The following is a 14,985-nucleotide window of genomic DNA, read 5'->3' on the forward strand; positions in this document are numbered from 1 at the left end:
ACCTCGGCGTTGTTGCGGACTATAATTTCGCGATGAAAATCGCTCCCCTTGCCTGTGCCGTCGCGCTGTCGCTCCCTTTGTTGAGCGGCTGCGGCGGCGATGCGCCGCCGACGGCGGTCGTCCCACCGACGCCGGTTGAACCGGTCACTCCGCCCAAGCCGGTTGACCCGCCGGTGCCGCCGGTGGTGCCGCCCGTCATACCACCCATCATCCCGCCGACCCCGCCCGTGACGCCACCCATCGACTTCAGCGGCGACTGGTACCTGCTGGCCTCGCACTGCGAGAAGCCGCGCCCGAATGTGTGGTCCGACGTGCAGGGCACGCTGACCGATGAAATGAAGTGGATGCGCTCCTTCTTCGACGCCAGCTACCTGTGGTACAAGGAGCTCCCGACCAACCTGAAGATGGAAGACTACAAGCGCGCGGTGGACTACTTCGCCGACTTGAAGACGCCGGCAATCACCGCCTCGGGCCGGGCCAAGGACCGCTTCCACTTCACCTATCCGACCGACGCCTGGATCGCGCTGTCGAACAGCGGCGTTGAACTGGGCTACGGCCAGACCTGGGTGCGCAGCGTCGACCCGGCCGCGCCGCGCGTCTGGACGCTGACCATGGTGGCGCCGGATTCGCCGGCCGCGCTGGCCGGCCTGCAGCGCGGCGACAGCCTGGTCTCGGTCGACGGCGTGGCCATCGGCGACACCAGCACCGAGGGCAAGGCCAAGATCAACGCCGGCCTGTTCCCGGCCAAGGCCGGCGAAACCCACCAGCTGGTGCTGAGCCGCGCAGGCACGCTGGTGACGGCCGACCTGACGTCGCAGCAGGTGGCCAAGCCGCCGGTGCAGAACGTCAAGCTGCTCGACACCGCCAGCGGCAAGGTCGGCTACCTGGTATTCAACGAGCACAATGCGATGGCCGAGGGCCCGCTGGTGAAGGCCATCGGCGGCTTCAAGGCCGCCGGCGTCTCCGACCTGGTGCTGGACATGCGCTACAACGGCGGCGGCCTGCTGACCATCGCCAGCGAACTGGCATACATGATCGCCGGGCCGGGGCCGACCGCCGGCAAGGTGTTCGAGCAGCTGCGCCCGAACGACAAGACCAAGCAGGATCCGCCGCAGATGTTCCAGGCCACGGCCAGCGGCTACAAGTCGACGGATCCGGTCGCGCTGGGCGCGCCGCTGCCTTACCTGGGTCTCAAGCGCGTCACCATCCTGACCACGCCCGGCACCTGTTCGGCCAGCGAGTCCGTCATCAACAGCCTGCGCGGGATCGATATCGAGGTCACGCTGATCGGCGGCGAGACCTGCGGCAAGCCGTATGCCTTCCTGCCGGCCAATAACTGCGGCACCACCTACTTCGCGATCGAGTACCAGGGTTTGAACAGCAAGGGCTTCGGCGATTACGCGGACGGCTTCGCGCCGACCTGCCGCGCCGGCGACGACCTGACGCGCGCGCAGGGCGATCCGTCCGAGGGCCTGCTGGCCACGGCGCTCAGTTACCGCGCCACTGGCGCCTGTCCGGTAGCGCCGATGCGCAACCGCACGCAGGCCGGCGCCATGCAGCTGGTGCGGCCGGAAGTGAAGGAAATTTCGATCCGCGAACGCTGACGCGCCAAGCCGACTATAATTTCCCGCGTATCCGATGCCGGCGGGTAGTCCCCGCCGGGCATCGGCCATTCAACCCTTGCTGGAAGCCTGTCCATGATACGTTCCGCCATTCTGCTTGCCTTTGCCGCTACCTCTACCCTGGCCGCCGCCGCGCCAGCTGCCGCTCCCCTCAGCACGATCGCCGAACGTTCCGGCTTCCAGAACACCGGCCGCTACGACGAAGTTGTCGCCCTGTGCGCGGGCTTCCAGAAGGCGTATCCGAAACAGGTGCGCTGCTTCGAATTCGGCCGCACGCCGGAAGGCCGTCCGATGCTGGCGCTGGCCGTCACCCGCACCGGCGCGCTGACCGCCGAGCAGGCGAAGAAGCGCGGCGTGCCGGTGCTGCTGGTGCAGGGCGGCATCCACGCCGGCGAGATCGACGGCAAGGACGCCGGCTTCCTGGCGCTGCGCGAGGCGCTGGAGAACAAGGCTGCGCCGGGCGCGCTGGACAAGCAGGTGCTGTTGTTCGTCCCGGTGTTCAACGTCGACGGCCATGAGCGCTTCGGCAAATGGAACCGCCCGAACCAGCGCGGCCCGGTGGAAATGGGCTGGCGCACCACGGCGCAGAACTACAACCTCAATCGCGACTACGTCAAAGCCGACGCGCCGGAAATGCAGGCTATGCTGGCGCTGGTGAACGCCTGGGATCCGCTGGCTTACATCGACCTGCACGTGACCGATGGCGCCAAGTTCCAGCCGGATGTGTCGATCCAGGTCGAGCCGGTGCACGGCGGCGACGAGCAGCTGAAGCAGGCCGGCCGGGCGCTGCAATCGTCGGTGATCGCGGACCTGAAATCGCAGGGCTCCGATCCCAAGCCGTACTACATCTCGTTCGCGGCGGACGACGATCCGGCCTCCGGCTTCGTCGACAGCATGTCGACTGCGCGCTTCTCGACCGGCTACTTCCCGATGCGTAACCGCTTCGCGATGCTGGTCGAAACCCACTCTTGGAAGGACTACCCGACCCGCGTGCGTATCACCCGCAACACCATCGTCTCGCTGCTGTCGCAGGTCGCCGCGCACGGCAAGGAATGGCAGAAGATGACGCAGGACGCCGACGTGCGCGCCGCCGCCATGGCCGGCGCCGATTTCCCGATCAGCTACCGCACCACCTTCAACGCCAAGACCATCGAGTTCCCCGGCTACGAGTACACGCGCAGCCATTCGGAAGTGTCGGGCGGCCTGATGACGCACTACGATGAAACCAAGCCGCAGATCTGGAGCGTGCCGCTGCGCGACGAAGTGGTGCCGGACCTGAAGATCGCCGCGCCCAAGGGCGGCTACCTGGTGCCGCTGGCCGATGCGGCCCGCATCGGCGCCAAGCTGAAACAGCACGGCATAATCTTCAAGGTGCTGGGGGCGGACCAGATGTCGGCCGAGGTGGAGAGCTTCCGCGCGGCCAAGGTCAAATTCGGCGCACAGTCGTTTGAAGGCCATCAGTCGCTGGCGGTGGAAGGCGACTGGGGCCGCGAGCGCCGCAGCGTGGCGAAAGGTTCGCTGTTCGTGCCGATCGCCCAGCCCAAGGCGCGCCTGGTGATGACGATGCTGGAGCCGCGCGGCGCCGACTCATTGCTGGCTTGGGGCGAATTCAATAACGCCTTCGAGCGCAAGGAGTACATGGAGGAGTATGTGGCCGAGGACGTGGCGCGCGAACAGCTGGAAGCCGATCCGGCACTGCGCGCCGAGTTCCAGAAAAAACTGGACAGCGACGCGGAGTTCAACAAGAGCCCGGCCAAGCGGCTGGAGTTCTTCGCCCGCCGTCACGCTTCGTGGGACGAGCGCTACAACCTCTATCCGGTGCTGCGCACGGCGCAGAAGTACTAGACCGAGATATTGACGCTGGTGCCACCGCCTGATTGCTTGGCGGTGGCTTCTTCCATCTTCTGCTTCATGATCTGGTTCACCTTGGCCATGATCGCAGCCTGCTCCTGCGGCGACTTGGCCGCCAGCGATTCCGGCGTCTCGCCCAGGCTTTTCAGTATCATTTCCATCATCCGTTCCGCCGGCGATTTCTTCATGTAGCTGTCCAGCTCCTGCGCGGCGGTCGGCTGCTTGGCCGCTTCCAGCGCCGCCTTGAAGTCGGCGCCGCTGTCGGTTTTCTTGCGCTGGCCGAGGGCCGCCGCGCCGGCGTCGCCGAGTGCCTTGGTGTCGATTTTCATGGTCGTTTTCCCTGTGAGTGGTTATTTACGCAATATAGCGTAAATTGCATTAGTGGAGGGAAGAAGAATGCCGGCGCCGCCCGTCACGGTTTTCGACCGTTCGGCCAGCGCCTTGCCCCGTTCGTGTGCCGGCGATGGCGGTGAGTGGAGGGCGGCGCTACGCTGGCTCATCCTCTCACCGGAGTCTGAGCCCATGCTATCGCTGAAACAGCTGAACAAAACCTACGACAACGGCGTCCACGCCATCGACCATATCAGCCTGGAGATCCCCACCGGCCTGTTTGGCCTGCTGGGCCCCAACGGCGCCGGCAAGTCCTCGCTGATGCGCACCATCGCCACCTTGCAGGATGCCGACAGCGGCACCATTCACTTCAACGGCGTCGATGTCGTCGCCGACAAGGCCGCGCTGCGCCGCCAGCTCGGCTACCTGCCGCAGGACTTCGGCGTCTATCCCAAGGTTAGCGCGCTGGAGCTGCTGAACCACTTCGCCATATTGAAAGGCCTGACCCATCGCGGCGAACGCAAGGAGGCGGTGGAGGCGCTGCTGCAGCTGACCAATCTGTGGGAGGCGCGCAAGCGCGCCGTCGCCAGCTACTCGGGCGGCATGCGGCAACGCTTCGGCATCGCGCAGGCCTTGCTGGGGGCGCCCAAGCTGGTGATCGTCGACGAGCCGACCGCCGGCCTCGATCCCGATGAGCGCAACCGTTTCCTCAACCTGCTGGCGCACATCGGCGAGAACGTGGTGGTGATCCTGTCGACCCACATTGTGGAGGACGTGACCGACCTGTGCCCGCGCATGGCGATGATCGCCAAGGGCAGGGTGCTGATCGAGGGTGCGCCGCAGGCGGCCATCGCCACGCTGCGGGACCGCGTCTGGCGCCGCAGCGTCAGCGATGGCGAGCTGGCCGAATACCAGCAGCGCTGCACCGTGCTGTCGAGCCGCCTGGTGGGCGGCCGGCCGCAGATCAATGTGTACGCCGACAGCCAGCCGGACGAAGGCTTCCGCCGCGTCGAGCCGGACCTGGAAGACGTCTACTTCCTGCAACTGCGGGCCGCCTGAGGAGAACGCGATGTGGCAGGAATTTTTCCGTTTCGATCTGCGCTATCAGCTGCGCCAGCCGCTGTTGTGGGTACTGACCTTGCCGCTGATGGCGGCGGCCTTCCTGACCGCCGGCAGCAGCAGCTTCCGGCTGGGCGGCGCCATCGGCAATGTCCATCTGAACGCGCCGGTGGTGGTGGCCAACCAGTTGGGCGTGTTGAGCATGATCGCCATGTTCCTGGTGGCTGTGTTCATCGCCGGCGCCGTGCTGCGCGACAGCGACGCCGGCATCGCCGACCTGCTGTACGCCACGCCGATGCGCAAGCGCGACTACCTCGGCGGCCGTTTCATGGCGGGCTACGCGGCCTGCCTGCTGGTGTTCGTGCTGGTGGTGCTGGCGATGGTGCTGGGCTCCGCCACCTCCGGCGCCGATCCCGAGCGGCTGGGGCCTGTATCGGCGGCGCCCTATCTGTGGAGCTTCGCGGTCTTCATCGTACCCAACCTGCTGTTCGTGGCGGCGCTGCTGATGCTGCTGGCGGTCGCCACGCGGTCGATGTTGATGGTGTATGTCGGCGTGCTCGGATTTTTCGTGCTGTGGGCGATGGCGGGCCTGCTGGCAAGCCGGCCCGAAGGCGCCGCCGTGGCGGCGCTGCTCGATCCCTTTGGAGTGCGGGCGCTGTCGCAGGCAACGCGCTACTACAGCGGCGCCGAGATGAATACCAGGCTGCCCGCCATGAGCGGCCTGCTGCTGATTAACCGCCTGCTATGGTCGGCGCTTGCCCTGGCCCTGTTGGCGGCCACTATCCGGCTGTTCAAGCCGCAGCGCGCCGGGACTGCCGCGCGTTGGAATGGATCGTTTGCGCGTCTGGCCCGCCGGCTTGCGCCGCAGGCCCCGGCCGCATCGACCGTAGCGACGGCGCGCGCGCCGTGGCGTCCCGTGGCTCCGCGCTTCGGCACCGCCGCCGCGTGGCGGCAGTTCTGGGCGTTGCTGCGGCTCGATGCGGCCGGCGTGCTGAGAAGCGCGCCCTTCCTGGTGATGCTGTTGCTGGCGCTGGCCAACTTCGTCGTCAACGTCAGCGTCGGCGGCATGCGCTTCGACAGCGTGCCGTATCCGCTCACGCGCCTGATGCTCGATGAGCTGAGCGATGGCCTCAACTTCGTGCTGTCCATCGTGCTGCTGTTCTACAGCGGAGAGCTGGTCTTCAAGGACCGCCAGGCCAAAATCGCCGACCTGAGCGAAGCGCTGCCGGTGCCAGGCTGGCTGCCGTTGCTGTCCAAGTGCGGTGCGCTGGTCGCCGTGATCGCCGTCTTCCTGGCCACCGGCGTGCTGGCCGCCATCGCCATGCAAGTCATCAAGGGCGGCGCACCACTGGAACCGCTGCTGTACCTGCAAGGGACGCTGCTCAACGCCGGCTACTTTGTGTTGTTGGCGATGGCCTTGCTGGCGATACAGGTGCTGGTCAATCACAAGTTCGTCGGCTATGCCTTGTCCATCCTGCTGGTCTGGCTCGATCCGCTGCTGGGTGCACTGGGACTGGAGCACCGCCTGTACCGCTACGCCGCGTTGCCGCAGCTGGTGTACTCCGACTTGAACGGCTACGGCGGCTTTGTCGCGGGCTGGCTCTGGTTCGCGTTGTACTGGGCGCTGTTCGCGGCGGCGCTGCTGGTCGTGGCGCAGGCGCTCCAGCAGCCCGCCCGCGCCGCCGGCTGGCGCCTGCGCTGGTCGCGTGCAGCGGGCCGCCTGCGTGGCGTGAGCGGCTGGGCGCTGGCCGCCAGCCTGGCCGGCTTCGCAGTCACCGGGGGCTGGATCTACTACAACACCAATGTGCTGAACCGCTACCAGTCCAGCGCCGAGCTGCTCGACGATCGCGCCGCCTACGAAAAGCTGTACCGCCAGTATCAGGGACTGCCGCAGCCCGGCATCACGGCGATCAAGGCCGATGTCGCCATCTATCCGGCGCAGCGCAGACTGGCGATGCGCGGCAGCTACCGCCTGACGAATCGCGGCACCACGCCGATCGACACGCTGCGCCTGCAAACCGACACCGCCGCCACCACCAGCTTCCCGAACCTGCCGCCGTACAGCGCGATCGTCGACGATCAACGCTTCGGAGTGAAGGCGATCAAGCTGAAGACCGCGCTGGCGCCGGGCGCCGTGCTGGATCTCGATTTTGTCGTCGATGTGCGCCACGATGGCTTCACCAACAGCGGCAAGCCCGATGGCCTGAACCTGAACGGCACTTATTTCACCATCGAGAATTACTTCCCGCGCCTGGGCTACAACCCGTCGCTGGAAATCGAGGACCGTAGCGAACGGCGTCGGCGCGGTCTGGGCGAACCGCACGGCATGCCCGACCTGGACGACCCGCGCGCCCGCTACAGCAACTACTGGAAGCAATGGGGCATCGACGCCGACTTTGTCGACTTCGACACCACCGTTTCCACCAGCGCCGACCAGACGGCGATCGCGCCGGGCACGCTACAGCGCAGCTGGGAACAGGATGGCCGCCGCTATTTCCACTACCGGATGGAGCGCCCGGTGCTGCCGTTCTTCTCCTTCCAGTCCGGCCGTTGGCAGGTGCGCAAGGAGCAGGCGAATGGCGTGGCGATCGAGGTGGACTACGACGCCCGCCACGCCTGGAACATCGACAGCATGACCGCCGGTGCGCGCCAGGCCTTGCAGTACTACGCGGCGCAGTTCGGCCCCTATCCTGACCGGCAGCTGCGCATCGTCGAGTTCCCGCTGTACCAGCAGTACGCGCGCAGCTTCCCCGGCCTGGTGCCGTTCTCGGAATCGCTGGGCTTCATCAGCGACCTGCGCGACCCGGAAGGCGTGGACCATGTGTTCTACGTCACCGCGCATGAAGTGGCGCACCAGTGGTGGGGCGACCAGGTGATCGCCGCCAACGTGCAGGGCAGCGGCATGCTGACCGAATCGCTGGCCGAGTATTCGGCGCTGATGGTGATGGAGCGGCAGTTCGGCGCGGACAAGGTGCGCCACATCTTGCGCTTCGACCTGGACGCCTACCTGAGCGGCCGAGGCAAGGAGTTGGGCGAGGAGCGGCCGTTGTACCGCAGCGAGAACCAGGCCTACATCGAGTACCGCAAGGGCAGCCTGGTGTTCTACCGGCTGCGCGATGAAATCGGCGAGGCGGCGCTGAACCGCGCGCTGAAGGCCTTCCTGGACCGGCACCGTTACCGCAGCACGCCGTATGCGACCAGCCGCGATCTGCTGGCCTTCATCCGCGCCGAAACGCCGGCCGGCAAGCAGCAGCTGATCACCGATCTGTTCGAGCGCATCGTCCTGTACGACAACCGCATGACGGCGGCCGATGCGCGCCGCCGCGCGGACGGCCGCTGGGATGTGACGCTGAAGCTGCGCCTGGCGAAACTGGAAGCGGACGGCAAGGGCCGCGAGACCCAGCGCGCCTATGACGAACCGGTGGAGGTGGCGGTGTACGCAGGCGGTTCAACGCGGCGCGAGCTGTATCGCGGCAAGCATCAGCTGCGGGCGGGCGACGCCACGGTGACGGTGACGGTCGACCAGTTGCCGGCCGAAGCGGCGCTCGATCCCCGCCAGCTGCTGATCGACCGCAATCTGGCCGACAACCGCAAGCCGGTGCAGCTCACAGCCGATTGAGTTGTTTGAACAGGATGGCGCGGCGGCGCGACATGGCTACCCTCAGGTCGCCCTGTAGCGTCAGCGCCATGCCGCCGGCCGGCGCCGGCGCGATGCCGGTGACGCGGGCGAGATTGACGATCTGGCTGCGGCTGATGCGCATGAATTTGGCGGCGTCGAGCCGCGCCTCCATTTGCGACAATGAACGCAGCAGCAAAGGGCGGTGGTGGTCGAAATACACGCGGGTGTAATTGCCTTCGGACTCGAACAGCACGATGTCGTCCAGCGCGACGAACCAGCAGCGTTCTCCATCCTTGATGAATACCTTGCCGTCCTGCGGCGGTGGCGGTTCGGCCGCAGCGGCGACGGGCGCTGGCAAGCGCTTTTGCAGCGCCTGCGCCAGCCGTGGCGGATCGACGGGCTTGAGCAGGTAATCCAGCGCGCTGACGTCGAAGGCGCGGATCGCGTAGCGGTCATAGGCGGTGGTGAAGATGACGGTGGGCGGCTGTTCCAGCGCCGTCAACAGATCGAAGCCGCTGCCGTCGGGCATTTGCACGTCGAGGAAAATCAGCTCCGGCGACAGGCGCGCGATCTGCTGCAGGCCTTCCTGCACGCCGGCGGCCTCGCCGACGATTTCCACCTGCGGATGTTCCAGCAGCAGGCGCCGTAATTCGTCGCGGGCCAGCCGTTCGTCGTCGATGATCAGTGCGCGCATGCGCTCTCCTTGGGCAGTGTCACGGTGGCGACGACCCAGCCGTCTTCTTCGGCCAGCACGCAGCCGGCGCCGGGTCCGAATAAAAGCACCAGCCGCTTGGCGGCATTGGCCAGACCCAGTCGCGTGGACGTGCTGTCCGCCGCCATCCGGCCCTGGTTGGCGACGCGCAGCAGCATCGCGCCGCTGCCGGCTTCGCGGTGCGCGGTGATGCGCACCTGGCAGGGAGTGACGCTGCGCTCCACGCCGTGCTTGATGGCGTTTTCCACCAGTGTTTGCAGCAGCATCGGCGGCAGCATCACGCCTTCCAGGCCGGGGGCGATATCCTGCGCCAATTGCAGGCGGTCTTCAAAGCGCAGCTTCTCCATACCCAGATAGGCTTGCAGCGCCGTCAGTTCCTCGTCGAGCCGCACGGTGTCCGCCATGCCGGCCTGCAGATTGTGCCGCATCATGCCGGACAACTGGCCCATCGCACGCGCGGCCGCCGGCACGTCCTGGAACATCAGAGCGCGGATGCTGTTCATGCTGTTGAAGAAAAAGTGGGGATTGACCTGGGCCTGCAGGGCGCGCAGTTCGGCGTCCTTGACGTGGATTTCAAGCTGCAGTTTTTCGATTTCCAGTTGCGTGGCGCGGCGCCGCGACAGCGCCAGCGTGTAGAGCAGGGTCCACAGCGCGAATACGAGATACCACAGGACGGCGAGGATGACCAGTGTGGCCGCCACCTCGTCGTTGTCCTTGAGGATGGCGCCGTTGCGGAACAGGAGTTCGGCCAGCAGCACCGACGCGGTCTGCACCACGCTGAGCGCCGCCAGGCCGGCGGCGATGCGCGCCAGCGGCAGCCCGCGCGGCTGCTCCAGCCAGCGGGAGCGGCGCAGCCAGGCGCGCCATCCATGCGACAGCGCGAGCCCGGTCAGCGCACAAAAGATTTTGGCGACCGAGAACCACAGTACGTAGACCGTAAAACCCTTGCCCCACGAAGAGTAGACGCCCAGCGCCGCCAGCGCGCCCCAGCCCGCGCATTGCGCAAGCCAGTAGTCGCGGCGGCTGCCGGTCAGGGGGCTGGGCTGCATGCGGTGGCGGTCAGCCCTGTTGCAGCGGGATGATGCCGGGCACGGTGGTCGGCGTCGAACATGGCTCTTCGTCGAAGGCGATGTCGCCCAGCGGATTGGCCTGGCCGTCGGCCTTGATGTCCTTGAAGCCGAACAGGTCGCGGTCCATCAGGTGCGACGGCACCACGGTCGACAGCGACGAGAAGATGTTCTCCACGCGGCCGGGGAATTTCTTTTCCCAATCGCGCATCAAGCCCTTGATCTGCTTGCGCTGCAGGTTCTCCTGCGAGCCGCACAGGTCGCACGGGATGATGGGGAAGCCTTTGACTTCGGCATAGCGCTCGGTGTCTTCTTCCTTCACGTAGGCCATCGGACGGATCACCATGTGCTTGCCGTCGTCGGACACCAGCTTGGCCGGCATGCCCTTGAGCTTCCCGCCGAAGAACATATTCAGGAAGAAGGTCTCCAGGATGTCGTCGCGGTGGTGGCCCAGTGCGATCTTGTTGCAGCCCAGTTCATCGGCCACGCGGTACAGGATGCCGCGGCGCAGGCGCGAGCACAGCGAGCAGGTGGTTTTACCTTCCGGGATCAGACGCTTGACGATGCTGTAGGTGTCCTGGTTCTCGATGTGGAAGGGGATGCCCAGTTCCTTCAGGTAGGCCGGCAGGATGTGGTCGGGGAAGTTGGGCTGCTTCTGGTCCAGGTTGACGGCGACGATTTCGAAGTTGATCGGCGCGCGTTCGCGCAGCGTCATCAGGATGTCGAGCAGCGCGTAGCTGTCCTTGCCGCCGGACAGGCAGACCATGACCTTGTCGCCGTCTTCGATCATGTTGAAATCGCCGATGGCCTGGCCGACCAGGCGGCACAGGCGTTTGTGCAGCTTGTTGTTCTCTAGCGCGATCTTCTCGGCGGACTTGGTGGAGGCGGCGGCCGGTGCGGCCGCTACGTTGTCGAGTACTGCGTTCATACATTTCCCTTGATCTTGAATACTTCCACGCCCACGCCTTCGCAGTCCGGATACACGTCCGGCTTCATGGTCGATACGCGGGCCGCGCGCACGCGCGGGTGTTCCAGCATGGCGCTGACGATGTCGTCGCACAGGCTTTCCTGCAGATGCACGTGGCCGCGCGCCATCAGCTTGGCGATGGTGTCGCGCATGAAGTCGTAGTCCACCACTTCTTCCAGCTGGTCCTTGACCGGCGTGGAGACGGCCAGCGGGATGTACAGGTCGACGTTGATCAGCAAGCGCTGCTCGCCCTTTTTCTCGAACTCGTAGACGCCGATGTTGATCAACACTTCGTAGTTGCGCAGGAACAGGCGGCGGCAGTCGTTCAGTTGCGGGTGTATCAGGGCGGACAGCATAGTTTTACCTTCTTCAGATTGAATTCGTTTGGCCAGCTCATTTCGCCAAAAACATCACGTCGCGCGGCAGCGGCATCAGGTGCTGGCCGCCGTCGACCAGCAGGGTGGCGCCGGTCAGTGCGCGTGCCGTGGCAGCGTAGACCACGCTGTCGGCGATATCTTCCGGGGTGCTGGAGCGGCCCAGCGGGGTTTGCCGGTGCGCGTGGGCGAAACCGGCGTCGGTCTGGTCGCCGGACACCATGGTGATGCCGGGCGCGATGCCGACCACCCGCACCGCCGGCGCCAGCTGCTGCGCCAGCATCGTGGTGGCGGTGTGCAGCGCCGCCTTGGACAGGGTGTACGACAAAAAATCAGGATTGAGATTGTACAGTTTTTGGTCGAGCAGGTTGATGACGACCCCTTGTTCGTCGGCGCCCAGGGCCGCGTGCAGCGCCTGCGCCAGGATCACCGGCGCGGCGACGTTGGCGCGCATGTGGGCGTCGAGGCGGGCGGCGGTGAAGTCGGCGGCGCTGTCGTACTCGAACAGCGAGGCGTTGTTGACCACGCAGCGCACAGCGCCCAGCGCGGCCACCGCCCGCGGCAGCAGGGCGCGCACGGCGGCATCGTCGGCCAGGTCGCAGCGCAGGGCGACGGCGCGGCGGCCCAGCGCCTCGATGGCGGCAACCACTTCGCGCGCCTCGGCCTCGGACGCGCGGTAGTGCACCGCCACGTCCCAGCCGGCGCGCGCCAGGCCGAGCGCGATGGCGCGGCCGATGCGGCGGCCCGCGCCGGTGACGAGGGCGACGGGGGCGGTGGATGGATTGTGCTTTGTCGTCATGGTCAATTTAGTTTACGTGTCGTTCCCGCGCAGGCGGGAACCCATGTTGAGTATGGATTCCCGCCTGCGCGGGAATGACGTTGTATTCGTTTCTGGCGGCCCGGCGCGCCGATTCGCTACAATGCCGGTTATGTCCCTACCTGTACCTTCAAGCGACGCGCTGGCCGCGTCCCACGCCCTGTCGCACCTGATCGCCGCCGAAATCGCGCGCAACGACGGCGCCATCTCCTTCGCCCGCTATATGGAACTGGCCCTGTACGCCCCCGATCTGGGCTACTACAGCGGCGGTTCCGCCAAACTGGGCAAAGATGGCGATTTTACAACCGCGCCCGAGCTCACGCCGCTGTTCGGCGCGGCGGTGGCGCAGGCCGCAGCCGCTATTATCGCCCAAAGCGCGCCGCAGATCCTCGAATTCGGCGCCGGCACCGGCAAGCTGGCCTTCGACATCCTGACCGAGATGGCCGTCGCCGGGGTGGCGATCGAGCGCTATTTCATCGTCGAGCTGTCCGGCGAGCTGCGCGCGCGCCAGCAGGACAAGCTGCGCGATTTCCCGCAGGTGGTGTGGCTCGATGAATTCCCGGACGCCTTCGACGGCGTGGTGGTCGGCAACGAGGTGCTCGATGCGATGCCGGTCCACCTGATCACCCGCCATCCGGAAGGCTGGCACGAATTGCAGGTGACGGTGCGCGACGGCCGCTTCGATTATCTCGAAACGCCGGCCGGGCCCGAGCTGCTGGCGCAGATCGCGCTGCAGATCCCGGAGCACGACAGCCTGCCGGTCGGCTACGTCAGCGAAGTGCACGGCGTGGCGTGCGGCTTCATGGCGACGCTGGCGCGCATGCTGCGCAACGGCCGCGCCAACGCCGCCTTCCTGTTCGACTACGGCTTCCCGGCGCACGAGTACTACCTGGGCCAGCGCGCCACCGGCACGCTGATGTGCCACTACCGCCATCACGCGCACCCGGACCCGTTCTACTACCCGGGCCTGCAGGACATCACGGCCCACGTCGATTTCACGGCGATGGCGCTGGCGGCGCAGGAGGCGGGCGCCGAGGTGCTGGCCTATCTGAACCAGGCCGGCTTCCTGATCGGCGCCGGCGCCGGCGAGCTGCTGCTGCGCACCGACCCGTCCGACGCGATGCGCTATCTGCCGCAGGCCAAGGCGCTGCAAAAGCTGCTGTCGCCGGCGGAAATGGGCGAATTGTTCAAGGTGCTGGTGATCGGCAAGAACGTCGCCTTGCCGGACGCCATTGCCGCCCACGATCGCAGCCATCGCCTGTAGACTGAATGTCACAATGATCGGAATAGCAAGGCGATTCCTTGCTTGATCGCCGAGTTTTGGCGCGCCAGATCGGCTATGATGAATGACGCGCTCGCTGGACAATTATTGGAACGATGGCAAAGATACACACACACTATGACAACCTGAAGGTGTCGCGCATGGCGCCGCAGGAGGTCATACGTGCCGCCTACAAGGCGCTGAGTCAAAAATACCATCCGGATAAGAATCCGGGGGATGAGAAGGCTGCGCGCATCATGGCCATCCTCAACAGCGCCTACGACACCCTGTCCGACGCCCAGCGCCGCAAGGAACACGACGAGTGGATCGCCGCCGAGGAGTGGGAGATCGAGTGGCTGGAGAGCACCCGCCACGAGGACGGTCACGGCCACGGTCATCGCGGCGCCGACAAGCACCGCCACGACGGGCCGGACCGGGCCTGGAACCCGGAGCCGGTCGACGAAACCCCGCGTCCGCGCCGGCCCGCCACATGGAAGTGGTGGGGCGGCCTGGCGGCCAGCCTGCTGGTGGGCTGGGTGGGCGGCGTGGCCATGGTGTCCGAACCGCATCTGTTGTCGTCCGCGCTGGCCTCGGCCTGGGGCGGCAAGGTGGACGATGGCGGCAGCCGCGCGCAGCAGCGCCTGCCCGCGCGCGATCCCAAGGCCGAGATGCGCGAAGCCTGGGCTTCCACCCAGCCTTACTATCCCGAAGCAAACGGCAGCCGGCCGGCGCCGATCCGGGTGCAGGCGCTGTCGCAGGTGATCCTGCCGAATGCGGCCGCCGATTGCGAGAGCGAGACCCAGACCCTGGTGGCGCCCAACGGCGAGCCGTGGCCGACGCAGTCCGGTTACATGACCGGTTTCCCGGTCGGCAACCGGGGCGACGATATGCAGCTGATGCTCGATAACGCCGGCAACGCTTCGGCGGTGTTCATCAAGATCTACGATACGGAGCGCCATTCAAATGTGCGCTACGCCTATGTGCAGGCGCACGACAAGCTGGTGGTCGACAAGCTGTCCAACGGCAAATACGAAATCCGCTATCAAAACCTGGATATCGGCGCCAACCAGAGCGGCTGCGCGCCGGCCAGCCGCACGGCGGCGGCCAGCACGGCCACGCCGGCCGCGCCGGTCAACAACTAGCCGCTAGAACTCTTCCCATTCCGAGCCCATGTCCGCCTTGGCTTTGGCGGCGGGCTTGGGCGCGGCCGGCGCTTTTGCCGCCGGTTTGGCTGCCGCTGGCTTCGTCGCGGCGGGCTTGACCGCGGCCAGCTTGGGCGCGGCGGCCGGCGTCGCCGCCCTGACTG

Annotated in this window: 12 protein-coding genes; 6 read left to right on the forward strand and 6 right to left on the reverse strand. The window is 66.4% G+C overall.

What is annotated here, in order from left to right; translation table 11 throughout:
• The first annotated feature begins 32 nt into the window (after nucleotides 1–32).
• Together GEV02_RS11175 and GEV02_RS11180 are read left to right on the forward strand one after the other, a co-directional pair.
• On the forward strand, nucleotides 33–1,604 hold the full coding sequence (locus GEV02_RS11175) for a S41 family peptidase (protein ID WP_217433122.1): 1,572 nt from the start codon (nucleotides 33–35) through the stop codon (nucleotides 1,602–1,604).
• A 93-nt stretch (nucleotides 1,605–1,697) separates the two neighbouring features.
• Entirely contained in the window at nucleotides 1,698–3,467 is a 1,770-nt protein-coding gene (locus GEV02_RS11180; RefSeq protein ID WP_152838032.1) for a M14 family metallopeptidase, read from the forward strand.
• Here the strand turns inward: GEV02_RS11180 and GEV02_RS11185 are convergent.
• Complete coding sequence (locus GEV02_RS11185) at nucleotides 3,464–3,802, reverse strand: hypothetical protein (protein WP_152838033.1); 339 nt, start codon at nucleotides 3,800–3,802, stop codon at nucleotides 3,464–3,466. The two genes, GEV02_RS11180 and GEV02_RS11185, sit on opposite strands and share 4 nt — an antisense overlap.
• 193 nt (nucleotides 3,803–3,995) lie before the next feature.
• On the opposite strand from GEV02_RS11185, the gene GEV02_RS11190 reads away from it, so the two are divergent.
• Together GEV02_RS11190 and GEV02_RS11195 are read left to right on the forward strand one after the other, a co-directional pair.
• Nucleotides 3,996–4,862, forward strand: a complete 867-nt coding sequence (locus GEV02_RS11190) for an ABC transporter ATP-binding protein (RefSeq protein ID WP_152838034.1) — start codon at nucleotides 3,996–3,998, stop codon at nucleotides 4,860–4,862.
• Between the two features lie 10 nt (nucleotides 4,863–4,872).
• The gene (locus GEV02_RS11195; protein WP_152838035.1) at nucleotides 4,873–8,481 is read left to right on the forward strand and encodes an ABC transporter permease/M1 family aminopeptidase; all 3,609 of its coding nucleotides are present in this window, start codon (nucleotides 4,873–4,875) and stop codon (nucleotides 8,479–8,481) included.
• Here the strand turns inward: GEV02_RS11195 and GEV02_RS11200 are convergent.
• Genes GEV02_RS11200 through GEV02_RS11220 form a run of 5 tightly spaced genes read right to left on the reverse strand, consistent with a single transcriptional unit; the run spans nucleotide 8,468 to nucleotide 12,400 of the window.
• Entirely contained in the window at nucleotides 8,468–9,175 is a 708-nt protein-coding gene (locus GEV02_RS11200) for a LytR/AlgR family response regulator transcription factor (RefSeq protein ID WP_152838036.1), read from the reverse strand. The two genes, GEV02_RS11195 and GEV02_RS11200, sit on opposite strands and share 14 nt — an antisense overlap.
• Nucleotides 9,163–10,242, reverse strand: a complete 1,080-nt coding sequence (locus GEV02_RS11205; RefSeq protein ID WP_152838037.1) for a sensor histidine kinase — start codon at nucleotides 10,240–10,242, stop codon at nucleotides 9,163–9,165. The genes GEV02_RS11200 and GEV02_RS11205 overlap by 13 nt, the downstream gene beginning before the upstream one ends.
• A gap of 10 nt (nucleotides 10,243–10,252) precedes the next feature.
• The gene (gene ttcA, locus GEV02_RS11210) at nucleotides 10,253–11,188 is read right to left on the reverse strand and encodes a tRNA 2-thiocytidine(32) synthetase TtcA (protein ID WP_152807830.1); all 936 of its coding nucleotides are present in this window, start codon (nucleotides 11,186–11,188) and stop codon (nucleotides 10,253–10,255) included.
• Complete coding sequence (locus GEV02_RS11215) at nucleotides 11,185–11,583, reverse strand: dihydroneopterin aldolase (RefSeq protein ID WP_070359386.1); 399 nt, start codon at nucleotides 11,581–11,583, stop codon at nucleotides 11,185–11,187. Before GEV02_RS11215 ends, ttcA begins: the two co-directional genes overlap by 4 nt.
• A 37-nt stretch (nucleotides 11,584–11,620) precedes the next feature.
• A complete protein-coding gene (locus tag GEV02_RS11220; RefSeq protein WP_152838038.1) occupies nucleotides 11,621–12,400 on the reverse strand; it encodes an SDR family oxidoreductase in 780 nt (259 codons plus the stop codon).
• A gap of 130 nt (nucleotides 12,401–12,530) precedes the next feature.
• Here GEV02_RS11220 and GEV02_RS11225 point away from each other — a divergent pair, with 130 nt between their 5' ends.
• Both GEV02_RS11225 and GEV02_RS11230 read left to right on the forward strand, forming a co-directional pair.
• Nucleotides 12,531–13,682 carry a class I SAM-dependent methyltransferase gene (locus GEV02_RS11225; RefSeq protein WP_152838039.1) on the forward strand — a complete coding sequence of 384 codons (1,152 nt, stop codon included), beginning with the start codon at nucleotides 12,531–12,533 and terminating at the stop codon, nucleotides 13,680–13,682.
• A gap of 113 nt (nucleotides 13,683–13,795) precedes the next feature.
• The gene (locus GEV02_RS11230) at nucleotides 13,796–14,821 is read left to right on the forward strand and encodes a J domain-containing protein (protein WP_152838040.1); all 1,026 of its coding nucleotides are present in this window, start codon (nucleotides 13,796–13,798) and stop codon (nucleotides 14,819–14,821) included.
• Nucleotides 14,822–14,985 lie beyond the last annotated feature (164 nt).

This window comes from Rugamonas aquatica (assembly GCF_009380215.1).
GTDB classification, from domain to species: domain Bacteria; phylum Pseudomonadota; class Gammaproteobacteria; order Burkholderiales; family Burkholderiaceae_D; genus Rugamonas; species Rugamonas aquatica_B.